Annotated in this window: 19 protein-coding genes; 5 read left to right on the top strand and 14 right to left on the bottom strand. The window is 71.5% G+C overall.

What is annotated here, in order from left to right; translation table 11 throughout:
- Window positions 1-15: 15 nt before the first annotated feature.
- On the bottom strand, window positions 16-498 hold the full coding sequence (locus tag BKA18_RS21470) for a CarD family transcriptional regulator (RefSeq protein ID WP_003953493.1): 483 nt from the start codon (window positions 496-498) through the stop codon (window positions 16-18).
- Between the two features lie 865 nt (window positions 499-1,363).
- On the opposite strand from BKA18_RS21470, the gene BKA18_RS21465 reads away from it, so the two are divergent.
- Window positions 1,364-2,005 carry a copper chaperone PCu(A)C domain-containing protein gene (locus tag BKA18_RS21465; RefSeq protein ID WP_366047617.1) on the top strand — a complete coding sequence of 214 codons (642 nt, stop codon included), beginning with the start codon at window positions 1,364-1,366 and terminating at the stop codon, window positions 2,003-2,005.
- 114 nt (window positions 2,006-2,119) lie between these two features.
- On the opposite strand, the gene phoP is transcribed toward BKA18_RS21465, so the two are convergent.
- Both phoP and phoR read right to left on the bottom strand, forming a co-directional pair.
- Window positions 2,120-2,791, bottom strand: a complete 672-nt coding sequence (gene phoP, locus BKA18_RS21460) for a two-component system response regulator PhoP (protein ID WP_465270440.1) — start codon at window positions 2,789-2,791, stop codon at window positions 2,120-2,122.
- Window positions 2,792-2,796: 5 nt separating this feature from the next.
- Window positions 2,797-4,119, bottom strand: coding sequence for a two-component system sensor histidine kinase PhoR (gene phoR, locus BKA18_RS21455; RefSeq protein WP_366047616.1), 1,323 nt, complete (start codon window positions 4,117-4,119; stop codon window positions 2,797-2,799).
- A 529-nt stretch (window positions 4,120-4,648) separates the two neighbouring features.
- Here phoR and phoU point away from each other — a divergent pair.
- Entirely contained in the window at window positions 4,649-5,329 is a 681-nt protein-coding gene (phoU, locus tag BKA18_RS21450) for a phosphate signaling complex protein PhoU (protein ID WP_006603894.1), read from the top strand.
- Between the two features lie 405 nt (window positions 5,330-5,734).
- Here the strand turns inward: phoU and BKA18_RS21445 are convergent, their stop codons facing one another.
- Window positions 5,735-5,983 (bottom strand): SCO4226 family nickel-binding protein, encoded by a 249-nt coding sequence (locus tag BKA18_RS21445; protein WP_006603895.1) that lies wholly within the window; start codon window positions 5,981-5,983, stop codon window positions 5,735-5,737.
- A gap of 164 nt (window positions 5,984-6,147) precedes the next feature.
- Window positions 6,148-6,909: a phosphoglyceromutase gene (locus BKA18_RS21440; RefSeq protein ID WP_366047615.1), complete on the bottom strand. Its 762-nt coding sequence runs from the start codon at window positions 6,907-6,909 to the stop codon at window positions 6,148-6,150.
- A gap of 224 nt (window positions 6,910-7,133) precedes the next feature.
- Here BKA18_RS21440 and BKA18_RS21435 point away from each other — a divergent pair, with 224 nt between their 5' ends.
- Together BKA18_RS21435 and BKA18_RS21430 are read left to right on the top strand one after the other, a co-directional pair.
- Complete coding sequence (locus BKA18_RS21435) at window positions 7,134-8,582, top strand: MDR family MFS transporter (RefSeq protein WP_366047614.1); 1,449 nt, start codon at window positions 7,134-7,136, stop codon at window positions 8,580-8,582.
- A complete protein-coding gene (locus BKA18_RS21430) occupies window positions 8,492-8,803 on the top strand; it encodes a deoxyxylulose-5-phosphate synthase (RefSeq protein ID WP_366047658.1) in 312 nt (103 codons plus the stop codon). Before BKA18_RS21435 ends, BKA18_RS21430 begins: the two co-directional genes overlap by 91 nt.
- A gap of 125 nt (window positions 8,804-8,928) precedes the next feature.
- Here BKA18_RS21430 and BKA18_RS21425 read toward each other — a convergent pair whose 3' ends face one another.
- From BKA18_RS21425 to mshA, 3 genes are all read right to left on the bottom strand, one after another.
- Window positions 8,929-9,225 (bottom strand): hypothetical protein, encoded by a 297-nt coding sequence (locus tag BKA18_RS21425; protein WP_366047613.1) that lies wholly within the window; start codon window positions 9,223-9,225, stop codon window positions 8,929-8,931.
- 273 nt (window positions 9,226-9,498) lie between these two features.
- Complete coding sequence (locus BKA18_RS21420) at window positions 9,499-10,002, bottom strand: type III secretion system chaperone family protein (protein WP_366047612.1); 504 nt, start codon at window positions 10,000-10,002, stop codon at window positions 9,499-9,501.
- Window positions 9,995-11,365: a D-inositol-3-phosphate glycosyltransferase gene (gene mshA, locus BKA18_RS21415; RefSeq protein ID WP_366047611.1), complete on the bottom strand. Its 1,371-nt coding sequence runs from the start codon at window positions 11,363-11,365 to the stop codon at window positions 9,995-9,997. Before mshA ends, BKA18_RS21420 begins: the two co-directional genes overlap by 8 nt.
- A 263-nt stretch (window positions 11,366-11,628) precedes the next feature.
- Between mshA and BKA18_RS21410 the strand changes: the two genes are divergently transcribed.
- Complete coding sequence (locus BKA18_RS21410; protein ID WP_366047610.1) at window positions 11,629-12,462, top strand: class I SAM-dependent methyltransferase; 834 nt, start codon at window positions 11,629-11,631, stop codon at window positions 12,460-12,462.
- A gap of 23 nt (window positions 12,463-12,485) precedes the next feature.
- On the opposite strand, the gene BKA18_RS21405 is transcribed toward BKA18_RS21410, so the two are convergent.
- The 6 genes from BKA18_RS21405 to BKA18_RS21380 form a co-directional block, all read right to left on the bottom strand.
- Window positions 12,486-13,379 carry a helix-turn-helix domain-containing protein gene (locus BKA18_RS21405; protein WP_366047609.1) on the bottom strand — a complete coding sequence of 298 codons (894 nt, stop codon included), beginning with the start codon at window positions 13,377-13,379 and terminating at the stop codon, window positions 12,486-12,488.
- A gap of 27 nt (window positions 13,380-13,406) precedes the next feature.
- Window positions 13,407-15,047: a hypothetical protein gene (locus BKA18_RS21400; RefSeq protein WP_366047608.1), complete on the bottom strand. Its 1,641-nt coding sequence runs from the start codon at window positions 15,045-15,047 to the stop codon at window positions 13,407-13,409.
- Between the two features lie 81 nt (window positions 15,048-15,128).
- Entirely contained in the window at window positions 15,129-18,569 is a 3,441-nt protein-coding gene (locus BKA18_RS21395; RefSeq protein ID WP_366047607.1) for a hypothetical protein, read from the bottom strand.
- Between the two features lie 41 nt (window positions 18,570-18,610).
- Complete coding sequence (locus BKA18_RS21390; protein ID WP_366047606.1) at window positions 18,611-20,815, bottom strand: hypothetical protein; 2,205 nt, start codon at window positions 20,813-20,815, stop codon at window positions 18,611-18,613.
- Window positions 20,816-21,024: 209 nt separating this feature from the next.
- Window positions 21,025-23,586 carry a DUF6603 domain-containing protein gene (locus tag BKA18_RS21385; protein ID WP_366047605.1) on the bottom strand — a complete coding sequence of 854 codons (2,562 nt, stop codon included), beginning with the start codon at window positions 23,584-23,586 and terminating at the stop codon, window positions 21,025-21,027.
- A 505-nt stretch (window positions 23,587-24,091) separates the two neighbouring features.
- A complete protein-coding gene (locus BKA18_RS21380) occupies window positions 24,092-24,418 on the bottom strand; it encodes a histone-like nucleoid-structuring protein Lsr2 (RefSeq protein WP_006603908.1) in 327 nt (108 codons plus the stop codon).
- Window positions 24,419-24,479: the final 61 nt, after the last annotated feature.

The raw sequence follows: 24,479 nt of genomic DNA, 5'->3' as shown, positions 1-24,479 counted from the left end.
CAGCACACAGCATCGTCAGGACGCGAGTACCTCGTCGAGCAGGGCCTCGGCCTTGTCCTCGTTGGTGTTCTCCGCGAGGGCGAGTTCGCTCACCAGAATCTGGCGCGCCTTCGCGAGCATCCTCTTCTCACCGGCGGAAAGACCGCGCTCACGCTCACGCCGCCACAGGTCGCGCACCACTTCGGCAACCTTGATCACATCGCCGGAAGCGAGCTTCTCAAGATTTGCCTTGTAGCGACGGGACCAGTTCGTCGGCTCTTCGGCATACGGTGCGCGAAGCACCTCGAAGACCCGGTCCAGCCCGTCCTGACCAACCACGTCGCGTACGCCGACGAACTCCGCATTGTCCGCTGGCACACGAACAGTCAAGTCGCCCTGGGCGACCTTCAGCACCAAGTAGGTCTTGTCCACGCCTTTGATCTGGCGAGTTTCGATGGCCTCGATCAGCGCGGCCCCGTGATGGGGATAGACCACGGTGTCGCCAACCTTGAACGTCATGTGACAGGTACCCCTTCCGTGGCTATCCATGCTAACACGGGAACGGGCCGTTCTGAATGGCGTTTTCGCAGGTCAGGGCATATCTCGGGGCTTGACAACAGTAACCGGAACGTGCTGCGAGGGGTCGCGGAAGACGGGTATTCGCAGGTCGGAGGGGCTGCACGGGTGAGTGGAAACATGCCCGTCACGTACCGGGAAGGCGGGGTTCGGGAGGTCGAACGTCCCGTTTTGCGCAGATCCGCATGAGCGAGTTCCGCTACTCCGTTCGGCTGCTCGGGGACCTCTCCCGAGCGATTCCCGAATTGATCACCATCCGGCGGCCGAAGAGTGTGATCAATTCCGCGAGGCCTTCACATTCCCTGCGAATACTGCTTTTCACCGGGGGAACCTGCCGGCTCTCACCCGAACGGCCGCTCGTCGAATTTCCGCCACGTTCTCGGTACGCGTTCTCGTGGTGCGTCCGGATCCGTACGTCCGGATGTGCGCGCCGAACTGCGCGCCGAACTGCGCGTCGAACTGTGTGCCCTCGGGGTTGGCGATCTGGGTCCTGTTCCGTGGGCTCCTCTCCGGTCCACTCCGTGGCTCGTTCTCCGTTCCGTTCCGTGGCCGGTGGCGGGTTTCTCGGAGGTCCTCGCACGGGGGCCGGAAAACCGGACGTGAGCGGTGGTGACGGGCCCTGAGTGCGCTGGGGGCGGGTCGGGTGCGGCGGCGTGAGGACGGCTCGGTAACCTAGCGGCGCTGACACACCCTTAGGGCGGCTTTACGCACCCGTCGTCATGACGCGTACGCAGTGCCGCCCCAGCCGCCCATCCGCGACCGGGCACGAAGTTCGGCCGCCGTAGCTCGTCAAGGAGATGCCGCCGCCGTGAGCCGCAGCCTTCGACGCGGCGTCCTCGCCGCCACCGTCCTTTCGCTCTCGATCGCCACGCTGTCCGCGTGCGGGGCCGGGAACGACGCCCAGACGCTGCAGGTCAAGCCGGACAACGCCGCGACCTCCGTCGGCGACATCAAGATCCAGAACGCGTCCGTCGTCACCCAGCCCGATGTGAACGCCAAGGGCCCGGCCGTGATCTCCGCGACGGTGTTCAACAACGGCGCCAAGGACCAGAAGCTGACCGCGATCTCCGTCGACGGCACCGGCCAGTCGGCCAAGCTCTCGCCGACCACCGGCTCGGGCCCGGTCGTCGTGCCCGCCGGCGGCTCCATCGTGATCGGCGGCAAGGGCGACGCCTCGGCCGTCCTGGCCAGCGGCCGGGAGGCCGTCAAGGACGGGAACGCCCAGCCGCTGACGTTCACCTTGAGCTCGGCCGGCCAGGTCAAGATCAACGCCTATGTGGTCCCGGCGAAGAGCTACTTCGCGGGCTACGGGCCCTCCCAGCTGCCGCAGCCGTCCGGTTCGGCGTCCCCGTCGGGCTCCGGCAAGCCCTCGGCGTCGGGCAAGCCGTCCGGTTCGGCCAGCCCGTCCGGTTCCGCGAAGCCCTCGGGGTCGGCGCACGGCGGTCACTGACCCCGGCCCGTCACAGCAAGGCGTCAGGGGCGCCCCTCCGGCTCGGAGGGGCGCCCCTGACGCGTACTGCGGCTTGCCACCCGGGCGGCGGCCGCTGAGCTGCTCAGGCTGGGTTTACGGCTCGAACTTGTACCCCAGGCCGCGGACCGTGACGAGGTAGCGCGGCGCGCCCGGGTCGGGCTCGATCTTGGCGCGCAGCCGCTTGACGTGCACGTCCAGGGTCTTGGTGTCGCCCACGTAGTCGGCGCCCCAGACCCGGTCGATGAGCTGCATCCGGGTCAGCACCCGGCCGGCGTTGCGCAGCAGCATCTCCAGGAGGTCGAACTCCTTGAGGGGCAGATCGACCTTGCCGCCGGAGACCGTGACGACATGGCGGTCCACGTCCATCCGGACCGGACCGGCCTCCAGGGCCTGCGGGGTGACCTCCTCCGGCTCGCCGCGGCGGCGCAGCACGGCGCGGATGCGGGCGACGAGCTCGCGGGAGGAGAAGGGCTTGGTGACGTAGTCATCGGCTCCTATCTCCAGGCCGACGACCTTGTCGATCTCGCTGTCCTTGGCGGTCACCATGATGACCGGGACGTTGGAGCGGCCACGCAGCTGGCGGCAGACCTCGGTACCGGGCAGGCCCGGCAGCATCAGGTCGAGCAGGACGAGGTCGGCGCCGTTGCGCTCGAATTCGTCCAGTCCGTCAGGGCCCGTAGCCGCGATGGCGACCTCGAAGCCCTCCTTACGGAGCATGTAAGACAGTGCGTCGCTGAACGATTCCTCGTCCTCGACGACGAGCACTCGGGTCACGGAAGGACCTCCGGGGCTGGGTGTGCAGGGAGTGGATCGTTGAAGGTCTCGTACGGGCGGTCCTCGTCGTCGAGGCCCTCCGCGGAGAGGTCGGCGGGCCGTTCGCGGTCGCGTACGGCCCCGGCTTCCGGGAGACGCAGGGTGAAGGTGGAGCCTTGTCCCTCAGCGCTCCACACCGTGACCTCCCCGCCGTGCGAGGCGGCCACATGCTTGACGATGGCGAGACCGAGGCCGGTCCCGCCGGTGGCGCGCGAGCGCGCCGGGTCCACACGGTAGAAGCGCTCGAAGATGCGCTCCCGATCCCTTTCGGATATCCCGATGCCCTGGTCGGTCACCGCGATCTCGATCAGGTCGCCACCGGGGGCGGAGACCCGCCGCCCGGCGATCCCGACGCGGGTGCGCGACGGGGAGTAGTTGACGGCGTTCTCGACGAGGTTGCCCAGGGCCGCCGCGAGCTGGCCGCGGTTGCCCCAGATGCTCAGGTCGGCGGGGCCGTCCTCGCGCCGCCCGCCGCCACCCCGGGCGGCGGATCCTTCGGGCCCGCCGATCGACGTGGCCATGGTGATCTGCTTCGCGCCGGCCTGCTGGCGGCAGCGGTCGATCGCCTCGGCGACCAGCTCGTCGACCCGGACCGGCTCGGCGTCCTCCAGCGGGTCGTCGTTCTGCACCCGGGAGAGGTCGATGAGCTCCTGGACGAGGTTGGTCAGGCGGGTGGCTTCGTTCTGCATCCGGCCGGCGAAGCGCTCGACGGCCTCGGGGTCGTCGCTGGCGTCCATCACGGCCTCGGAGAGCAGCGAGAGCGCGCCGACGGGCGTCTTGAGCTCGTGGCTGACGTTGGCCACGAAGTCGCGGCGGACCGCCTCTATGCGGCGGGCCTCCGTGAGGTCCTCGACCAGCAGCAGGACGAGCCGGGAGCCGAGCGGGGCGACTCTGGCGGAGACCGCGAGCGCCTCGCCGCGGCCGGTGCCGCGGCGCGGCAGATCCAGCTCGACCTGGCGTATCTCGCCGTCCCGGCGGGTGTCCCGGGCCATCTGCATCATCGGCTCGACGGCGAGCTTGCCGCCGCGGACCAGCCCGAGGGCGTACGCGGCGGAGCTGGCCTTGACGACGGCGTCGGCCTCGTCCAGCACCACGGCGGAGGAGCGGAGCACGGACAGCACGGTGTCGACCCCGGGCGGCAGCACGGCGTCCGTGTGCAGCGAGGTACGGGTGGGCTTGGCCTGGTCGCGTTCGCTCCAGCGGAACGCCAGCATGGCGAAGACGCCGGTGCACAGCCCGGCGATCGCTGCCACTGCGGCGACGGCCGCGTCCACGTTCATGACTCCAGGTTATGCGCCGGGTCGGACACTTCCCCAGGGTTGCGAGGCGCTGCCCTATCACACGTCGCCCAGAGTTCACCGTGGCGTCCGCGCTGGTTCACTCCGGCAACCGGACGCGGGCGGGCGGCTGCCGGCCGGATGTCCCTTGGGGATACGCCGCGCGAGCCCCGCCCGGCCGGAGGGTGGCCAGGTGAACCGCGCGGCCGGCACCGCGGCAGGCGATGCGTCGCCCAGAATTCACCTTCACGTCGGCGCCGGTTCACCCCCGGTGGCACCGCAGGTCGCGCGGCGCCCGCAGGGTGACGGTGCGGGTGCCGGAGCAATTCCGCACCGTCGCGCGACCGGGCACCCGGAGTGACCGAGGGGCGTCGGCCCCGCCGGCACACGGCACCGCGGAGTGCTGGCTCCATGGGCCATCACCCTCCTGGGATCCGGCTCGCGCGGGCACTGACCGTGAGAGCGTGGGCAGAGGTCACCTGTACCCCGTGCCACCTCCCACACCACCACTCGATGCGAGAGAAGGTCACAGATGCGGGACGCGTACCACGAGGAGCTTGATTCGATCGGCGAGGGCCTGGTCGAGATGGCCCGGCTCGTCGGCTCCGCGATCGGGCGCGCCACCACGGCGATTCTCGACGCGGACCTCAAGCTGGCCGAGGCCGTCATCGCCGCCGACGAGAAGGTCGACGACCTCCAGCGCGACCTTGAGGCCCGGGCGATCGCCCTGCTGGCGCGGCAGCAGCCGGTCGCCACCGACCTGCGGATCGTCGTCACCTCGCTGCGGATGAGCGCCGACCTGGAGCGCTCCGGCGACCTGGCCCAGCACGTGGCCAAGCTGTCCCGGCTGCGCTTCCCGGAGACGGCCGTACCGCGCGATCTGCACGCCACCATCCTGGAGATGGGGCAGCTGGCGCAGCGCCTGATGGCCAAGGCCGCCGAGGTCATCATCACCAAGGACGTCGACCTCGCGCTCCAGCTGGAGCAGGACGACGACGCGATGGACATGCTGCACCGCACCCTCTTCCAGCACCTGATGGACGACCGCTGGAAGCACGGCATCGAGACCGCCGTGGACGTGACCCTGCTGGGCCGCTACTACGAGCGCTTCGCGGACCACGCGGTCTCCGTCGCCAAGCGGGTCGTCTACCTCGTCACCGGCGAGCACGCCGACGAGATCGCCTCCTCGTCGACGGCGGTGGAGGGCGCCTGACCGCGGCGGCGGGCGAAGGGCGGGAGTCCGTTTCCGGTGCCACCGTGCGCGGTTGACGTATGCCTCCGCGCGCCGTTGACGCGCCTGGTCGCCCGGGCATGCAATGGGCACCAGGTGACCCCTAGGAGGCAATGCATGGCACCCATGGCGGACTCCCACTACCCCGCGCCCCACGGCGCCCCGACGGTCGTCGAGCGCCCACGGCTCCCGGTGCTCGGCGCCTGTAGCTGCGGCCCCGGCTGCAGCTGCGGCTGTCAGTCGGGCGGACCGTGCCAGTGCGGCGGCGGCTGCTAGCGAGCTCGACGGCACAGCGCGACGGCGGCCCCGACCGGTTGATCTTCCGGTCGGGGCCGCTGCCGTTGCCGGTGTCTGTGTCCCCTCGTCCCCGGTGGCCGTAGGTCCGCGTCACACGCTGAGCGGCACCGGATGGATTTCGTCCGCCTTGTGGCCGGCGCGCTCGTGGACCCGCTGCACGGCGCCCGCCGAGGGCGCCTCCGACAGGCAGAAGACGTCGCCGGAGTCGGGGTCGGCCCAGGCGTGCTCGAAGTGCACGCCCTCCTGGGCCTCGATGGCGAGGTCGGCCTGGTGCGCCGCCTTCAGCTGGTCGGCCGTGAGGCCCTCCATACCGCGGTGGATGTCCATGAACTTGGGCATCTGTCTCATCCTCCAGGTTGCGGACATGTGCCCCTCTTCCATGCTGCCCCCGCACGCCGCGGCACGCCGGGTCGAGCCGCACCCCGGGCGGCCCCCGCCCCCGCCCAGCACCGAGCCCCCCACCTGCGGAAAAAACCGCGGGCAGGGGGCTCGACTGCGGGTTCCTACTTCTTCTTCCCCTGGTTCTTCACTGCCTCGATGGCGGCCTTGGCGGCCGCCGGGTCGAGGTAGGTGCCGCCGGGGTTGACCGGGCGGAAGTCGGCGTCGAGCTCGTAGGCGAGCGGGATGCCGGTGGGGATGTTCAGGCCGGCGATGTCCTCGTCGGAGATGCCGTCGAGGTGCTTGACCAGGGCGCGCAGGCTGTTGCCGTGCGCGGCGACCAGGACCGTACGGCCGACGAGGAGGTCGGGGATGATGCCGTCGTACCAGTACGGCAGCATGCGCGTGACGACGTCCTTGAGGCACTCCGTGCGCGGGCGCAGCTCGCTGGGGATGTCGGCGTAGCGCGGGTCATCGCTCTGGGAGAACTCGGTGCCGTCCGCCAGCGCGGGCGGCGGGGTGTCGTACGAGCGGCGCCAGAGCATGAACTGCTCCTCGCCGAACTCGGCCAGCGTCTGCGCCTTGTCCTTGCCCTGGAGCGCACCGTAGTGGCGCTCGTTCAGCCGCCAGCTGCGGCGGACCGGGATCCAGTGGCGGTCGGCAGACTCCAGGGCCAGCTGCGCGGTGCGGATGGCGCGCTTCTGGAGGGAGGTGTGCACTACGTCGGGGAGCAGGCCGGCGTCCTTGAGCAGCTCTCCGCCGCGGACTGCCTCCTTCTCGCCCTTCTCGTTGAGATTGACGTCCACCCAGCCGGTGAACAGGTTCTTCGCGTTCCATTCGCTCTCGCCATGGCGGAGGAGGATCAGCTTGTACGGTGCGTCGGCCATGGCGTCGAGCGTAATCGAATCCCGGGGAGGGCCCTCCGGGGGTCCAGAACCTGGGCTTCCCGGTGACGTTTGAGGCTTCCGGTCAATTCAGTGGCGAGGCACACCGCCCCGAAAGTAGGTTGCGGTCGTCGGTTGCACCGCTTACGCCCATCCGGTCGTCGCGCAGCCGCCACCCGCCGCTTTCACGACCACGCCGCGCCGCACCATTCCTCGGGGGAACTGTCATGCCCACGCCTATAGCTCCACCTCGGCCGACCCTGCCGGCCCGGCTGCGCCGCGCCGCCGTGGAGAGCGTCTCCGGACTCCCCCGGCAGTTCTGGTGGCTGTGGACCAGCACCCTGATCAACCGGCTGGGCGCCTTCGTCGCCACCTTCCTCGCCCTCTATCTGACGGTCGAGCGCGGCTACTCCGCCTCGTACGCGGGCCTGGTCGGCGCGCTCTACGGACTCGGCGGGGTGCTCTCCTCCGTGGGCGCCGGGGTGCTCACCGACCGGCTCGGCCGCCGGCCGACGATGCTGATCGCGCAGCTGTCGACGGCGGCCTCGGTGGCGCTGCTCGGCTTCATGACGGACCCGGTGGGCATCGCGGCGGTGGCGTGCGTGGTCGGGATGGCGTCCAACGCCTCCCGCCCCGCCGTGCAGGCGATGATGGCGGACATCGTCGCCCCCGAGGACCGCGTCCGCGCCTTCTCGCTCAACTACTGGGCGATCAACCTCGGCTTCGCCGTCTCCTCCACCGCCGCCGGACTCATCGCCCAGCACGGCTATCTGGCCCTCTTCCTCGGCGAGGCCACGCTCGTCCTGGCCTGCGCCCTGGTCGTGTTCCGGAAGCTGCCGGAGACCCGCCCCGGCCACGGCCAGGACGCGGCCGGGGCTCCCGGCCCTCCGGCCCCCGCGGCCGTCTCCCTGCGCACCGTTCTGCGCGACGGCCGCTTCATGACCGTCGTCGGCCTCAATCTGCTGCTCGCCCTGCTCTTCCAGCAGGCGTACGTCTCGATGCCGGTGTCGATGGGCCAGGACGGCTTCTCCAGCGCCGACTTCGGCATGGTCATCGCCGTCAACGGCATCCTGATCGTCCTGCTGCAGATCCCCGTCACGCGGTTCATCGAGCACCGCAGCCCGGCGATGCTCCTGGTCGGCTCGGCCCTGCTGGCCGGTTACGGCTTCGGGCTCACCGCGCTGGCGGGCTCGGTCGCCATGTACGCGGTCGCCGTCGCCGTCTGGACCCTCGGCGAGATCATCAACTCCCCCACCCAGATGGGCCTGGTGGTCCGCCTCTCGCCGGTGCACGGCCGCGGCCGCTACCAGGGGATCTACGCACTGTCCTGGTCCATCGCCTCCCTGACGGCCCCTCTGCTCGGCGGCACGGTCATCGACCACTACGGAGCCGATGCGCTGTGGGCCGGCTGCGCGGCCGTCGGCACGGCGGCCGCGGCGGGCTACGGGCTGCTGCTGCGGAGACTGCCCGGGCAGGAGCCGCACACCGCCCGGCGCGTCGGCGCACCCCCGGAAATCCCGTCGAACCCCGCCCCCGCCGCGGATACGCTCCCGGCATGCCCCCCGGGAAAACGTCCTTCGTCTGCCTGCCCTGCCGGGCCTCGTACAAGCAGCCCTACCCCGAGCCCTACGCCGGTGCCCACGAACGACGCTGCCCGCGCTGTGCGGAGCCGCTGATCCACGCCGGTTCCGCGTTCGCACCGCCGCGGCGCCGCGACACCGCCGGCTGGCGGGTGCTCTCGGTACTGCTGCACGCGGGCATCCGCTTCCACAAGAGCTGCTGTGGCGGGCCGGGTTACCGCCCCCGCACGCTCGCCGAGATCCGCGTGCGGAGGGCGTACGCGAAGGCCGCCGGCGAGCCGTTCGCCCGCGCACTGGTGCGGCACGAGATCCCGTAGCCGCCGACGGGGCCGACCGCCGGGCCCCCTCATGAGGACGCCGCCGGGGCCCTTTTCACGGGCCCCGGCGGCGTCCTGCACGGCCTTCTCCCGGCTCAGCCGGTCACGAGCGGGCGGGAATCGGCTCAGCGGAAGGAGTGCGCCAGCCATCCGCCGCCGGTGTGGATACCGCCCACCGGCCGGTGGTGGCGGTGGTGACGGTGGTGGTGACGCCGGTGGTGGTGGTGCTTGCACTTGTCGTGGTGGCGACCCCAGCGGTGGTCCTCGTCGCCTCTCCGGTCATCGTCGTGGCGGGAGCTCGCCACCGACGATCCACCGTCCGTGGCGGGGCCCTCGACCGCGGACGAGGCGAACGCGGCGGGCGTCACCGCGAGCACCGCGGTGATGACGGCTGAGGCGAACAAAGTACGGGCAGTGCGCATAGGAGATGTTCCTTTCTGCCTACTGCGAAGGGAGACACAGCGTCGGCCATCCGAATCACCGTAGTGATATGACCCACAGTCAGCCTTTATGCCACGTTTCCTCCCGCGCGCACGTCACCCACGAGCGAAGAGCTGAGCTTTCCGGGTGGACCGCATGCGTATTTGACCCGTCAGGCCGAACGGCACGCCGGGGTGGTGTTTGGCCGGCTGGGTCGCCGACCTCGGGTCACGCGGGGGCGGTGCAGGTGGAGTTCAGGAGGGAAGAGCCCGCGCCTACGCCTCCGCCCGCCCGCGCCCCTGGGTCAGATGCACGAAGGCGTCCAGATTGCGGGTGGATTCGCCGCGGGAGACCCGCCAGTCGTACTCCTTGCGGATGGCGGTGGCGAAGCCCATTTCGAGCAGGGTGTTGAAGCTGCCGTCGGCGTTCTCCAGGACGGTGCCGAGGATGCGGTCGAGCTCGTCGGGGGTGACGGCGGCGAGCGGGAGTTTGCCGACGAGGTAGATGTCGCCGAGCTTGTCGATGGCGTAACTGACGCCGTACAGGCGGGTGTTGCGCTCCAGCAGCCAGCGGTGCACGGCGGCGTCGTTCTCATCGGGATGCCGGACGACGAAGGCGTTGATGGAGAGCGAGTGCTTGCCGACGATGAGCGAGCAGGTCGTGGAGAGCTTGCGGGTGCCGGGGAGCTTGACGACATAGGTGCCGTCGGTGGGGCTCTCCCATTCCAGGCCGGCGTCGTCCAGAGCCGCCTCGATCACCTGTCGCGCGTCGTCAGCCATGGGGCGATCGTAGGTGACGGCGCCGCTCCTGCATCGCGGCGGTGTACACCTCGGCGGTCGCCGCGGCGGCCGTGTCCCAGCCGAAGGACTGGGCGTGGCGGGCGGCGTCGGTGCCCATCCGGGCGGGCAGGGCCGGGTCCGCGACGAAACGGCCCAGTGCGCGGGCGTAGTCGGCGGGGTCGTGGCCGGCGACGAGGAAGCCGCTGACGCCGTCGCGCACGGCCACCGGCAGACCGCCGACCGCGGCCGCGATCACCGGGGTGCCACAGGCCTGGGCCTCGATGGCGACCAGGCCGAAGGACTCGCTGTACGAGGGCATGACCAGCACGGATGCGGCGCGGTACCAGTCGGCGAGCTGCTCCTGGCCGACCGGCGGGCGGAACTGCACCAGATCGGCGATGCCGAGCCGGGCGGCCAGCTTCTGCAGGCCCTCGGGCTTGGCCAGCCCGCTGCCGCTGGGGCCGCCCACTACGGGCACCACCAGGCGGGAGCGCAGCGAGGGGTCCTCGTTCACCAGGGCGGCGACCGCCCGCAGCAGGACGTCGGGGGCCTTCAGCGGCTGTATGCGGCCGGCGAAGAGCGGGATGACCGCGTCCTGGGGCAGGCCGAGGCGGGCCCGGGCCGCGGCCCGGCTCTCGGTGACCGCACCGCCGGTGGGCCGGAAGCGGTCGAGGTTGACACCGGGGTGGACCACCGCGACCTTGCCGGGCTCGGCCTCGTAATGCCGCACGAGCTCGTCCGACTCCTCGGCGGTGTTGGCTATCAGCCGGTCAGCGGCGCGCACGATCTGCGTTTCGCCGATGACCCGAGCCGCGGGCTCGGGGGTGTCGCCGGCGGCCAGGGCGGCGTTCTTGACCTTGGCCATGGTGTGCATGGCGTGCACCAGCGGGGCGCCCCAGCGTTCGGCGGCCAGCCAGCCGACATGGCCGGACAGCCAGTAGTGGGAGTGGACCAGGTCGTAGTGGCCGGGGCGCTGACCGGCCCAGGCCTGCATCACGCCATGGGTGAAGGCACACAGCTGCGCGGGCAGCTCCTCCTTGGCCAGGCCCTCGTACGGACCGGCGTCCACATGCCGTACCAGGACGCCGGGGGCGAGCTCGACGGCGGGCGGGAGGGTGCCGGTGGTGGCGCGGGTGAAGATCTCCACCTCGATGTTGATCGAGGCGAGCTTCCTGGCCAGCTCGACGATGTAGACGTTCATGCCGCCGGCGTCGCCGGTACCGGGCTGGTGCAGCGGGGAGGTGTGGACGCTGAGCATGGCCACCCGGCGCGGGCGACGGGGGCTGCCCGGCAGGCGCAGCCGGGCCTGGCCTGCGAACTGGCCATGGGGACGGCTGCGGAGCCGGGACACGTATGGGCTCACGTCGAGCTACCTCCTAGGCGGGGCGGGCGGCACGCCTCCGACCCCGTCCAACAACAGGCCCCGGTCATCCATTTCCGCCCGGAGCGCTCCACCCACACTTTGCCAAAGCGTGACCAAGGGCGGGGTGGGGGTACCGCGGTGGGGGCGGCTCGGCGTCACGGCGGGCGGAAGGGTCGGACGGGACCTCGGTGGGCGGTCTGCCGGGGTGGCCGGCGGTACCGCGGCTGCCGGCCCGCCTCCGGCCACCCCATACTCTCGACGGCATGGCCCGCCGCCCCTCCGTCCTCGCCGCCCCGGCATCCGCACCGTCCCGACCGGTCGGAAACGCCACCCGCGGGACCACCAACCCCAACCGTCTGCGCCGCATGGACCGCTGGATAGCGGCCGAACACGGCGCCGTGCTGCGCCGCGCCGCCGACCCCGTGGCCGTCGACCTGGGCTATGGCGCGGCGCCCTGGACCGCGGTCGAGCTGCTCGGCCGGCTGCGGACGGTCCGGCCGGACGCCCGGGTCGTCGGCATAGAGATAGATCCGGCGCGGGTCGTGGCCGCCCGGTCCTACGAGCGGCCCGGGCTGGACTTCGTCCACGGCGGCTTCGAGGTGCCGCTGCCGGGGCCGCGTACCGGGGCACCGGTCCTCATACGGGCCGCGAATGTGCTGCGGCAGTACGACGAGGACGAGGTGGCCGCCGTGTGGCAGCGGCTGTGCGCCCGGCTGGCGCCCGGCGGGCTGCTCGTCGAGGGCACCTGCGACGAGATCGGACGGCGCCACGTCTGGGTGGCGCTGGGCCCCGAGGGGCCGCGCACGGTCACCTTCGCCACCCGGCTCGGCTCCCTCCGGACCCCCTCCGACCTGGCCGAACGCCTCCCGAAGGCGCTGATACACCGCAATGTCCCGGGCGAGGCGGTCCATGCCTTCCTCCGGGACTTCGACCGCGCCTGGGCCGCGGCCGCCCCGCTGGGCGCGCTGGGCGCACGCCAGCGGTGGCGCGCCGCCGTCCAGGCCCTGGCCACGGACTGGCCGCTGGCCGGCGACCCCCGGCGCCGCCGCCAGGGGGAGATCACGGTGCGGTGGGAGGCCCTGGCCCCCAGGGGCTGAGCCACCCGGCCCCCGCGCGGCAGCTACCCGTCCGCCCCCGCGGCCGCCATGGCCCGCCGCTCGTCCGCCGCCCGCGCCCCGAGCTCCCGCAGCCGGCGCTCCGTCTCCGACCCGCGCGGGGCCGTGTACGTCACCAGTGCCTGGTCGGGGTCGGTGCTCAGCCGGAAGCTCTCGAAGGTGATCAGGAGCTCGCCGACGTGCGGATGCAGCAGGCGCTTGGTGCCGCGCAGGCACTCGTACACCGCCTGGGTCTCCCAGAGCCGCCGGAAGTCCGCGCTGTGGTCGAGGAGTTCATTGACCACCGCACAGATCCGCGGGTCGTCGGGGTGCCGGCCGCTGTCGGCACGCAGATTGCCGACCACCTCCACGGCCTTCGCCTCCCAGTCCGGGTGCAGGGCCCGCGCCACCGGGTCGAGGAAGACCAGCAGCGCGGTGTTCCGCCGGTCCGGGGCGAGCGCCTCCAGGTCGAAGGCGAAGCGGCCGCCGAGCGTGTTCCAGGCCAGGATGTCCAGACCGCGGCCGATGACCATGGCCGGGACGGTGGTCTCCATCGCGTCCAGCAGCTGCCGGATCTCCGGGCGCACGGTCTGCGTGGGGCCCGAGGCGGCGGGGCGGCAGTCGACCGCACCCGGACGCCGGGGCACGGCGATGTTGCGCAGATAGGTCACCTCGCCGCCGGAGAGCCGCAGCGCCCGGGCGATGGCGTCCAGGACGGAGTCGGAGATGGCGTGCGCCCGGCCCTGTTCGATGCGGGTGTAGTAGTCGACGCTGATGCCGGCGAGCTGGGCGACCTCCTCGCGCCGCAGCCCGCGCACCCGGCGCCGGCTCACCCCGCCGGGCAGGCCGAGCTCGGCCGGGTCGAGCGCCGCGCGGCGCGCCTTGAGGAACGAGCCGATCTCGATTTCCGCGTACAGCATCGGTCCAGTATGCGTCGCGCGGCTCCGTCACCCTTCCGACGGCTCCGCCGTGGAGTCCGCCGGCGCGTCCGAGAAGAAGGTCTCGGGGACCTCTGCCTCGGCTGCCTCGTCCTGCTCCGGCATATCGGCGGCCGCTACCTGCGTCAGGTTGGGTCCACCGCCGAGCGGGGTCCAGTACACGGAGAAGTAGCCGTTCCCCTGGCCACCGGAGAGCTTGGTGTTGTCGAGGGACACCTTGACGGTGCCACCCTTTGCGACGGGAACGGACATCTGGTTCTTCGACTGCGGCGAACCGCTGAAAGTCACTTGCGGTACGGAGATGGAATGTGTCACGCCGGCCGTGGTCGCCTGCGCGGTGAAGTACGCATTGAGCTCCCGCCAGCCGGTGTTGGACGTGAAGTACAGACACGTCATGACGACGGTGAGGAATCCGGCACCGTTCGCCTGGTACGTCGTTGTTGGAAAACCGGAGGAGATGTAGTTGGAATGGAGCGTCTGCGAGCTGTTCTTGAAGATTCCGACGGTGCCGTAGGCGTTGAGGTGGGTTCCCGCGGCGGTGTCGAGGCGGCCCGTCTTGAGCCAGAGGTAGCCGTCGGCGCCGGGATCGACGGTGAGGTTCTTGGTGGTGGTGGCACCGTTGAGCTGCGTGGTACCGGCGACGGTGAATTTGCTCAGGACATTGACCTCGCGTCCCGCGGTGGAGAGCGTCAGCCGCCCCCCGATCGCGAGCGCCCCGTAGGAACCACTGCCTTCGATGGTCCGGACGTGCAGGGTGTTTGCGGTGTTGACCGTGAGGTCCTTGGTGGTCGTGGCGCCATTCAGGCTGGCGGTGCCGCCGACGGTGAGGTTCTTGGTGCTGGTGGCACCGTTGAGTTGCGTGCTGCCGTGGACGATGAGGTTGCCGATCTCCAGGTCCGGCTTGATGACGGATACCTGGGCGGACAGGATTCGCACCACGGGGTTCGAGGCGTCCCCGGTGGTGCCCCGCAGATAGAAGGTCGTATCCGATTTCACGTTGGTGATGCGCTTCCTGGTGTCGTTGGTGACATCCAGATTGGTGTCGCCGTACAGCAGCTCATAGGTGGCGTTGGCGGAGCGCTCCCAGTTCAGAGTGACCTCGCCGCCGTTGTTGATGACGAGGGGCGTGCAGATGAGGTTGCGCAGGTAGAAGTCCGCCGGGAATTTCCCCACGTGGAATGTGGTGGCCCGGGACTGGAAAGCGCTCGATCCGGTGCGGGAACTCTCGGTGATGGTGATCGGCGAGGTACCGACCTTCCGGTTGACCGGGATATCGGAGAGCTGGATGGTGAATCCGGTCTCCGGGCCGATCGGCGCATGGCCGGCCGACGGGGAGAAGACGAATTCCTTCGCGGCGGCGTCCAGCCGGACCGACCAGCCGGACAGGCTGATCCGTGGGGTGACCTTGGCCAGGTCCGTGGCGAGGTCCGGCGACATCGGCCCGGCCGGGACCTTGACCTTGATCCATTGCACATCCGCCGGTGTACCGCTGTGCCGTGACCCGACGATCTGGAGTTCTCCCTTCTCCTCGGGCACCTGGGGATTCTCCGGCGAGGCTTTCAACGGGTCCGGACTGGTGGTGAGGGTGTACGCCAGCAGGGGTTCGTTGGCGGTGGTGTCTACGGTGCGGGTCGGGGAAACCAGGGCCATCGGGTGCTCCTTCAGCCGTCAGGGACCGCGCCGTCCGCTGCCGGAACAGGGGCGCGGCGCGGCCCGCATGGTGATGCGGTCTCAGCGGTCGGTGCGGCTGTGCGCGGCGGCGTCGTCGAGGGTGAGGAAGCCGGAGCGGAGTTCGGGCCGGGCCAGGGGCAGGTCGTACTGGTCCTGGCTGAGGATGGGGAGCTGCTCCCAGGCGCCGCCGCGCTGCTCGGTCCAGGTCCAACCGCCCACGACTCCGGCCGGGGTGGGCATGAGCACGGTTTCCTCGACCTCGTCCCGGGCACCCCGCAATTCGGTGGTGGCGGCCAGCAGGGGGCCGGTACGGAAGTTCACCGTCATCCGGGCGATGGCCCGGTCGGTGAATTCCTGGGGGACGAAGACGCGCTTGGTGGCGAGGATGTCGGTGGTGGCGTGCACGGCGGCGCGCGGATCCAGCAGCACGGTGGCGACGGCGGTGCGGTGGTCGCCGAAGTTCAGGTGCAGGCTGGGGTCGTCGCCGATCGGCCGCAGATAGCTGCCGCTGCCGGCGGCCGGGTCGATCACCGTCTCGAAGTGGTCGTAGTCGTCGTCGAGGACGTATCCGACGAGGCCGTCGTCGGTCTGCGCGGCCTCGCCGAGGCGGATCGCCCAGGGGTAGTCCGGCAGTTCCGGCTGCGGCGGGTCGAACAGGGCCTGCCAGCTGACATCGGTACGCAGCGGGCCGTGCAGGTCCATGGTCAGCCGGGTGCGTACGAGGGCGAGCGGCCGGCCCAGGAAAAAGCCCAGGCCCGGGTCGGCGGGGCCGTCCGGGTCGATGGTCTCCAGGGTCCGGTCGACCGTGGCCCGGAGGGCATCGAAGGTCTGCGGGCCACGGCTCTTGACCGCGTGCAGCAGGTCGTGTGCGTGCCGCGAGCGGGCCCGCAGCTGGTCGAAGTCGGTCACCTCCGAGCCGGGCAGCACCGACCAGGAGACCTCGTGCCGTCCGGCGCCGTTCAGCGTCACCCGCAGTTCGCCGAGTGCGGCGCCGTCGGGCGCGTACACGACCAGGGATCTGTCGAGGCGGTTGTGGAGAAGCCATGCGCAGACGGGGTTGGCACCGGGGGTCAGGTCGACGTCGTCGTCCGCGGCGGCGGACAGGAAGTCGAAGCGCAGCCGGGCGGGCTGGAGGAGTCGCGGGCCGAGTTCGACGAGGCGGTCGCTGTCGTAGCCGCTGACCGGGTGGGCCGGTCGCATGGTGCGGGACATCTCGGGCCGGAAGTGGCTCGGGTCGCCGATCAGGTTGACGGCGCGGCCGAACCGGTCGACGACGGCCAGGTCGAGGAAGGCCAGCTGGCCGGCGCGCAGTTGCTGGAACGTCGAGGGGGGCCACTCGTCCCAGTCGCTGGCGGGCAGGCCGCCGGGGTCCGGTGGCGGGTAATCGCCGTTGCCGATGAGCGCGGCGGTCTCCCCGGTCGGCTGGAGGCCGGAGAGCGGCCGGCGTTGGGCGAGGGCGGCGCCGAATCCGTCGAGGGTCTGGGAGAGCAGGTCGCGTTCCCGGGCGCCGGTGCGCAGCCGCCGCATCGTGTCGGCGGGGAGGCCGGTGCGCAGGCGGGCGTAGCTCTCCAGGGCACCGTCGAGACAGTGCCCGGCGGCGGGGGCGAGCATCTGCCGTCCGGAGACGATCAGGGGGGTGCCGGGTTCGCCGGTGCCCTGCCATTGGTAGCGGGAGCGTTCGATGAACGCCCAGTGGTCGGTGTCGTCTTCGCGGAACGGCAGCGGGAAGTACTCGGCCTTCCACAGCAGGTAGAGCGGTTGCCACGGCATGCGCCAGGCGGTGGTGCCGTACGCGGGCAGGGTGCCGGTGACATTGCTGATCGCGCCGGTGTTCAGGGCCCGGTCGAGGATGAGGAACTCGCTGAGCAGGGCCGGGAAGCAGGCAGGCTGATGGGTGAGGTCGAGCTGGCGGGCGACGGCGGCGACGTCGGCGGTGGTGATGCCCGAGGCGCGGGTGACCAGTCGCTCGGGGGTGCGGCACGGCAGGGGGGCGTCCCGGGTGAGCGGGGCGTGCAGGTGGGCGCCGTCGAGGGCGAGGACCGGGTCGGCGCTGTAGTCGTAGTCCTGGGCGGGGACGCGGAGCAGCCGGCGGGCGGCGCGCGGACCGTGGGCGGGGTAGAGGGCGGCCGTCCGCGCGGCCAGCTCCGCTTCGGTCCTGCCCCAGGGCAGGGTGCGGCGCTGGTCGGCGAGCCGCCGGGCGAGGGCGGTGACCTGGCCGGCGGCGCCCTCGGCGTACGTGAGGTCGAGTTCGTCCTCGATCCGGTCGCGGAACTCGTCGGACTGGCGCGGCAGTTGGCTGAGCCACCACAGGTGGTAGAGGCGCTCCCGGGCGGCGTCTAGGGCGGTTTCGGTGGCGTCGTGCTCGGCCTGTTTGCGGTTGAGTTCGGCGACGGTGTCCGCCTCTGCGGCGCGGGCGGCCGGTGGGGTGGGGTCGGCGTCCGGGTCGGCGTCGCGTTCGCCGATGAACCAGCGGTAGCCGCCCGGGACCGGGCCGAAGGCGGTGTCATGGGCGCGGCGGTCGGTGAGGATGTCGGCCTCGGGACGGTCGCGTTCGTCGAGGGCGTCGATGCCGCCGAGGAGGAAGGCGCGGAAGAGCTCCGCCTCCTGGGCGTCGAAGGCTCCGTCGCCGTCGGCCTGGGAGCCGAGCTCGGCGGCTGCCTCGGCGACGCTGTTGGCGACGATGGCGGTGACGTCGTCGCGGTGGGGGCAGTCGGAGTCCGGGACCGGGCCGGTGAGGTCCCAGTCCAGGCCGAGCACGGTTCCGGTGTAGACGGAGGTGCGGATGCCGCTGCCGGAACCGGCGGGCTTGGTCCACTGCAAGCGGTCCAGGAGGGTCGCGAGGTCGTCGGTGCCGGCCAGGATGTCGCTGTCCGGATCGGCGTACCAGCCGGCGACGAAGTAGCTCAGCCGCTCCGTGTCCGCTACCCCCTCCAGCGTGTCGTGCAGGGAGAACACGTTCGTGTTGTACGGCTGGAAGACGGAGAAGGTGAGCAGACCCGGACCGATCGCGGTGAGGAAGGGCGCGTGCCCGGTGGGCGGTTCGCGCCAGGGGCCGGTGAGTTCGTGGCACTTGCCGATCAGCGTGGCGGCCGGTTCGTCGCTGTCCGGGTCCTGGAAGGAGACGGTGCCGTCCATCGGGTCGAGATAGTCGCTCTCGACGACCCAGGCCGTCAGTGCGCGGGTGGTGTCGGTGTGGCGGACGACCAGCCACCGGTTGGGGACGAGCGGGAAGTCGCCGACGCCTTCCTCCTCGTCGTGCCGGCCGCGGGTGAGCGCGGCGGGGAGTTCCCACTGGAGGTAGACGCCGAGCCGGTCCTCGCGGCCGGTCCATTCCTCGGGGCTGGAGAAGGGCTCCGGCTCGGGCGGCACGCCGTCGCCGATGTCCTTGAAGTTGGTGATCCAGCGGTTGATCACGTGCTCGTTGCCGGTGTCGCGGGTCTGCCGGTTGACGGCCAGCGCGGCGACCTCGACCGGTACGACCAGGGTGGTGTCCACGGACATGGTCCGGTGGGTCCTTTCGTTCGTCGCTCAGCGGGTGACGGTCACGGCCGGGAGAAGGTCTGCACCTGCGGGGCGTTGATCAACTGCAGGGCGAACTGGGCGGACGAGATCCGCTCCACCCCGTGCGCCGCGGACAGGGCGGGCACCAGGGCGTCGCCGCTGCCGTGGACATTGAGCACATCGCGGCCGCCGGAGCGCAGAAAGCGGCCGAAGCCGGCCGGCTTCGGGAACTCGCCCTTGGGGTAACCGATGCGGTCTCCGCTGATCTCGCGGAGCTCGATGGTGCCGGTGTCGCCGATGCCGAAGCAGATACCGCGGGGCGGTTCGGCCAGCTCGAAGCGGTCGATCAGCCGCGGGTAGAGCAGGAGTTGGATGTCGGTGCCGTAGACGGCGCTGCGCAGCGGCTCGACGGGTGTGCCGCCGGCGTAGGCGGTGATGATGGTCCGGGGCCAGTCGGGGACCAGTTGGGAGTGGAGCAGCACCGCGCAGGCCGGGACCGGTCCGCCGGTGGTGGCCAGTGCGTTGAGATCGGCGTCCAGCGCATGGCCGACGCCGATGCTGAGGGCCCCGTCCACCGCGGCCCGGATCCAGCAGGGGTCGGCGTACGCGAAACGGATGCTCTCCGGCGGAAGGGCCCGGTCGTCGGGCACCAGGTGCTCCAGCCCGAGCATCTCCAGCCGCCGCAGCCGGTCGAGCCAGTCGGTCACGGTCGTGAACTCGTCCGCGGCGGCGCGGGTCAGGGCATCGGCGACGCCCGGGTCGGCGAGCAGGGCCCGCGGATCCGCGGAGGTGCGGCGGGCACCCGTGGCGACGGTCCGGCGCCGGCCGGCCCGCAGATCCGGCCCGGCCCCGTCCACCGCCCGTGTGAAGCGGGTGCCGTCGCCGTCCAGCAGCATCCGGTCGAAGGATTCGCAGGCCAGCGGTGCGGTGAGCTGCCGGGCGGACACCGCCCGGCCGGCCAGTTCGGGGTGGGACGCCAGGCGGCGCACGGCGGTGCGGGCGGCGGACCGGAACGCCATCAGCGCGCTACGGAACCGGTCATCGGCCAGCGCGAGGACCCGCCCGGCGGTGAAGGCGGCGGCGTAGGCGGTGTCGAAGACCCCGTACTTCTCCAGGTAGATCAGCGCTTCGCCGGGCGATTCCAGCCGGGTCGCCGCCGGGCCGGGCAGCCGGGGGGCGGGCCGGGCGGTGAGCGGGCCGCGGTGGAAGGCGACGGTGCGCTCCCCGGTCTCCAGGCGCTGCGGCAGCGCGACCGCGCCGCCTGCCATCCGGTCGAGGGCTTCTTGCTGCGGGGCCGTCGGCCGGTCCGGCGCGGCGGCCGGCACCCGCAGCCGCAGCTCCGTTTCGGGGCGCGGGGTGCTGCCGTCGGTGGTGGCCAGGTTCTGGCAGACATCGCCGAAGCCGATGCCGGAGTCCGTCTCGCTGGTGAAGGTCCAACAGGTGAGAGAGACCAGCCGGACACCTTCGGACGGGGCCGGGGCGGTCAGATACGCGTCGAAGCCTTCGAGGGAGACGAGGTGCACGACGTGCCGGCCACCGGTGGCGGCAGGGAACCGGTTCGCCACGACGACCGCGTTGAGTTCCTTCTCGTCCGGTTCCGGGTCGTCCCCGGCACGGGTGGCGTCGGGCGGGCCGCCCTCCCGGACGTGGGCGAGGTAGCCCATCTCCACGGGCAGCGGCGCGACCGCGTCGAAGAGCGCCGCCGGGACCAGGACCGTCGCACAGTGCTCGGCGTACTCCTCGGGCCGCAGGCTCTCCGGTGGCAGGACGGGGGTCTTGCCGGGCCCCAGCCCGCCGTCGAGGAACTCCCGCACGGTCCCGGCGGCGACGGTGCCAACGGCGTCCCGGTCCTCGGGCAGTTCGTCCTCCCGGAACAACAGCAGGGCCATCCAGGGCACTTCACCCGGGTGGTCCGGCCCGAGCCGGCGGCTCCACGGCAGGCCGGGGGCGTCGAGGTTGAGATGCGGGAGGGTCTGGCCGTACATGCCGACGGCGTCCGGCACGGGGAAGCGCGCGTTGATGGCGGCCGGGCCGATGCCGAAGCGCGGCTGGACGACGTCGAACGGCTGCGGCGTGGCGTCGATGACGCGGTCGGCGCCGTCGACGGCCCGGAGGGTCTGCCGGTTGTCGATCCGGTACCGGCCGGCGTAGAGGGACGGGATGCGGTGGTCGAAGAACCGGGTGCGGTGCCGGGCGGCGGGGGTGCTGGTGCGGGGCCGGGGGACGGAATCGGGGGTGGTGGTCACGGACGTGCCTTTCGACAGGACGCGGTGTTCGACAGGACGCGGTGGTGGAAGGCGCCGTGGCGGGCGCGGACAGGGCGGGGAGGTGCGGTGCCGGGCCGGCCCGCGGGGGGGGTGCGCGGACCGGCGGGGCGGATCCGTCCGTACGAACCGGCGGGGCGGATCCGTCCGTACGAACGGCTGGACGGGTCCTTCCATACGGACCGGGCGGATCAGCCCGCGGGCACCAACATCGGTTCGGCGGTGAAGGCGGTGCCCGCAGCGTGGGCGTACTCGCTCAGGTCGTGGTCGAGGGAGCCCGGACCGGCGCCGAGCCGGGTGAGCGCCTCGGCCAGCGCGGCGCGCCGGTCGCGGGTGCCGGCGGTGTCGATCCCGCCCGCGATCAGGCCGATGACCCCGCCGGGCCGCTCCGGCACGAGCCCCGCCGCCGCCTCGTCCGCGGACAACGGCTGGTTGCCGTCGGGGGCGATGGGGTCGAAGGAGAGGCCCTTCTCGTCGATGAAGCCGGTGGAGGTGCCGTGGTCCACCGGCGGCGACACCAGCCGGACCCCGAGAATCCGCCCCGGGATCAGCCCCTCACCGGGGGCATCCGCCTTCTCCCCCCACAGGCCGTTGGGCACGCTGCCGCGGAGCACCGTACGAGCCCAGTCCGTCAGGCTCTCCGGCCCGCCGTTGTAACTGAGCCACACCCGCAGCTCGCTCTGCCGGTCCTTGAGCCGCATGGGGAGGATGTCCAGCGTGTCGTCGGTCTCGACCGGGGTGGTGCCCTCGCGGTCCAGATACAGCCTGCTGACCGGCGCCTGCGTGTCGGCGGTGAAGGTGAAACCGCCGCTGTCGACGAGCCACGGTGCGGCCCCCTCGCGGGTGGAGGGGGCGCCCGCACCGGTGTAGCCGGTGACCGGGGTGGTGCGCACCATGTTCTCGGGCGGGGGCAGCATGCCCTGGAAGCCGCCCCAGCCCAGGGCGGGTTCGCCGCTGCGGCGGCCGGCCCCGAAGCCGATGGTGAAGGAGATGAACCACAGGTGGACGGTGGCCTCGCCGCCGACCGCGGGCCCCCACACCCGCAGGCTGACCCCGACCTCGATGGAGATCCTGATCTTGACGAACCACACCTTGATGGTGGCGGAGACCCCGACCCTGATCCCGAGGCCCACATCGAAGTAGAAGGGGTTCCACTCCACCAGGGCGTCGAACCGGGCGCTGAGCCAGGCGCGCAGCATCCCCGACTGGAAGGTCACGTCCAGTCCGCCGCCGGCCATCAGCGACTTCGGGGTGAACGCGGCGTACGCGCTGCCGGTGATGTTGACCGTGGAGCCGACGCCCCAGGTGATGCCGGCGGGCTGCTGTTGGGGATAGCGGGCGGGCAGCTCCCGTCCCCGCGGCACCGCGCCGAGAATCAGCGCGAAGTCACCGGCGTACTCGTGCTCCCCGAACCAGAACTTCATCCCGACGCCGCCGCGCAGCTTGCAGTTCGGGTCGATGAGGAAGGTCTTCTCGGTGAAGCCCGCGCCGATGCTCAGTTCCCCCGCGGTGGGCCGCAGCGTGGCCTCGATGCCGATCTCCACCCGGGCGATCTTCTTCTCGCTCTTGGTGGGCAGTTGGGCGCCGGCCACCCCGAGCAGACTGATCGTCAGGTCCGAGCCGGTCTGCACCAGCGCCATCGCGTGGCCGCGCAGGGTCTCGAAGCAGTCGAAGGCCAGACCGGCGGCGAACCACAGATCCCCCTCCTGCGGCCGCACCCACGGAGCGGAGCCGCCGATCAGCTCACTCAGCACCTTGAGCGGATCGACCTCTTCGTCATCGGCGCCGATCTCACCCGGGTTGTCGAGGGCGATCAGGAACGGGAAGCTCCCCAGCGCATCGGCCGACGGCACCCGCACCCGGCTGTTCCAGCCGAACCCGGCCGAGATGCCGCGCACCTGGAACATCGGCGGGCCGAACCCGGTCTCGCTGCCCAGCGCCCCGTACGCGAACAGGGACGGCTGGGCCCCGCTGCCGTCGGGCACCACGTACGCACCCATGGCGGAGCCGTTGAACGCCCCGGTGTCCACCAACAGCACCCCGCCCACCACGGTCTTGTACGGCGGGGAGGCCGGCAGCGCGGTCAGCGCCCCGGCGATCCGCAGCGGCGGGTTCACATAGTCGACGCTCAGACCGTTCTCCCCGCCGGGCGTACCGATCGGCGACCAACCGCGCACCGTGGGGGATTCGAGCAGGCGCACGCCCTGTCTGCGGCGCACCGGAGGGCGGGGGGTGAGGATGCCGTGTTCGGTGAGCAACGCCTGTGGAGCGCGGTCCCGTTCGCGCTCGGCAGCGGTTCGGAGACGGGCCGGCGGCAGCGCCCGGCCCAGGCCGTCCAGCCGTCCCGGGTCGACCCGAGGCGTCGGGCGCCTGCCGGTCAGCGGAAGGTAGTGACCGTCCCTCACCACCCAGGCACCGGGCAGGAGTTCGACGTTGCCGGCCGGGGCACCCTCGACGAGCATCAGCGCACGGCCGCCGCCCAGGTCGGCGGCGGCCAGCGCTCCGGTCACCAGCCCGTCCTCGCCGGTGAACTCCATGCGTACCGGCACCGGCACCGGGGACGCGGTGGTGACCGTCCGCCCGGTGACCCACAGCTCCTCGGCGTCGCACAGCGCGCCGTCGACGCGCAGCACACTGCCGTGGAACACCAGGCCCACCGCGCCGTCGCCCAGAAAGGATGCCGGGATCTCGATGGCTGCACCGGGCACCGCCTCTTCAAGGATGTCCCGGATCTCGCCCACACGTACCGTCACAGCTTCCAGCCCCCGAACCACGCAGAAGGGATAGACAGAGCCAGACACGGCCCGGCGGCAGGAACATCACATACCCGGCGCCTCGCCCACTGTGTCCGGTATGCGGCGGGCGGCACAACCTCGCCTGACCGAGTTGGCCGGAAGCCCCCTCGGACGGCGTGAAATCACCGAACGTGAGCGAGTGGTGACGGAACGTTTCGGTGGGCGGCCCTCGACCAGGAACCGGCCGGGAACCGGCCACCGGTCTTTCCCGGGCCTCGGAGAAAGATGGCTTCTTGATTGTCCCATTTAATTCCCCGGTCACCGCAGACCCGTGATCCGGCGATATGGCGTCCGATTGCTGCTCGATTGCCGCTCGATTCCGGTGAACCCGCGGACCGGCCGGACCCGCCTCGGGACGATGGTGAACACTCCCCCCTTTTCGAGCGGCGTCCGGCTCAATCAGGCAGGCGCCCGCCGAGGCCCCCGGCAACGGCGACCCCGGCGGATTTTCCAGCTTTCCCGGCTATTTCTTGGCCTTCCCGTAGGCCTCACGAATGGAGGCGGGCACCCGGCCGCGCTCGCTGACCTCGTACCCCTTCGACTTCGCCCAGGCCCTGATGGCGGCGGTGTCCTCGCCGCTCGGCGCCGCCTGCCGCGGCTTTTTGGACTTACGCGTCTTGCGGCCCACCCGCGTGAACGGCGCGACGGCCTCCAGCAGCTTGTCGTAGCTGTCCGGGCCCAGGTCGATCTCGTAAGTGACGCCGTCAAGAGCCAAGGTGTGCGTGCTGACCTCGGCGGTCTCTTCACCCGTGAGGTCATCCGCGTAGATGGTGATTACTTTCTGTGCCATGCCGCGATTTTACGTCCCACCGGTGAAATCGCAGCATCACGGATCCGGCAGGCCAGTTTCG

The organism is Streptomyces auratus (assembly GCF_050433025.1).
Lineage (GTDB): Bacteria > Actinomycetota > Actinomycetes > Streptomycetales > Streptomycetaceae > Streptomyces > Streptomyces sioyaensis.
Note: the sequence above shows the minus strand (reverse complement) of the source record. Positions and strands in the feature narration are given on the sequence as shown.

Excerpts from the sequence above, each read along its gene's own strand:
- BKA18_RS21470 (WP_003953493.1), bottom strand. The coding sequence starts at position 498 with ATGACGTTCAAGGTTGGCGACACCGTGGTCTATCCCCATCACGGGGCC.
- phoR (WP_366047616.1), bottom strand. The coding sequence starts at position 4,119 with ATGAACGTGGACGCGGCCGTCGCCGCAGTGGCAGCGATCGCCGGGCTG.
- phoU (WP_006603894.1), top strand. The coding sequence starts at position 4,649 with ATGCGGGACGCGTACCACGAGGAGCTTGATTCGATCGGCGAGGGCCTG.
- BKA18_RS21445 (WP_006603895.1), bottom strand. The coding sequence starts at position 5,983 with ATGCCCAAGTTCATGGACATCCACCGCGGTATGGAGGGCCTCACGGCC.
- BKA18_RS21440 (WP_366047615.1), bottom strand. The coding sequence starts at position 6,909 with ATGGCCGACGCACCGTACAAGCTGATCCTCCTCCGCCATGGCGAGAGC.
- BKA18_RS21435 (WP_366047614.1), top strand. The coding sequence starts at position 7,134 with ATGCCCACGCCTATAGCTCCACCTCGGCCGACCCTGCCGGCCCGGCTG.
- BKA18_RS21425 (WP_366047613.1), bottom strand. The coding sequence starts at position 9,225 with ATGCGCACTGCCCGTACTTTGTTCGCCTCAGCCGTCATCACCGCGGTG.
- BKA18_RS21420 (WP_366047612.1), bottom strand. The coding sequence starts at position 10,002 with ATGGCTGACGACGCGCGACAGGTGATCGAGGCGGCTCTGGACGACGCC.
- BKA18_RS21410 (WP_366047610.1), top strand. The coding sequence starts at position 11,629 with ATGGCCCGCCGCCCCTCCGTCCTCGCCGCCCCGGCATCCGCACCGTCC.
- BKA18_RS21405 (WP_366047609.1), bottom strand. The coding sequence starts at position 13,379 with ATGCTGTACGCGGAAATCGAGATCGGCTCGTTCCTCAAGGCGCGCCGC.
- BKA18_RS21400 (WP_366047608.1), bottom strand. The coding sequence starts at position 15,047 with ATGGCCCTGGTTTCCCCGACCCGCACCGTAGACACCACCGCCAACGAA.
- BKA18_RS21395 (WP_366047607.1), bottom strand. The coding sequence starts at position 18,569 with ATGTCCGTGGACACCACCCTGGTCGTACCGGTCGAGGTCGCCGCGCTG.
- BKA18_RS21380 (WP_006603908.1), bottom strand. The coding sequence starts at position 24,418 with ATGGCACAGAAAGTAATCACCATCTACGCGGATGACCTCACGGGTGAA.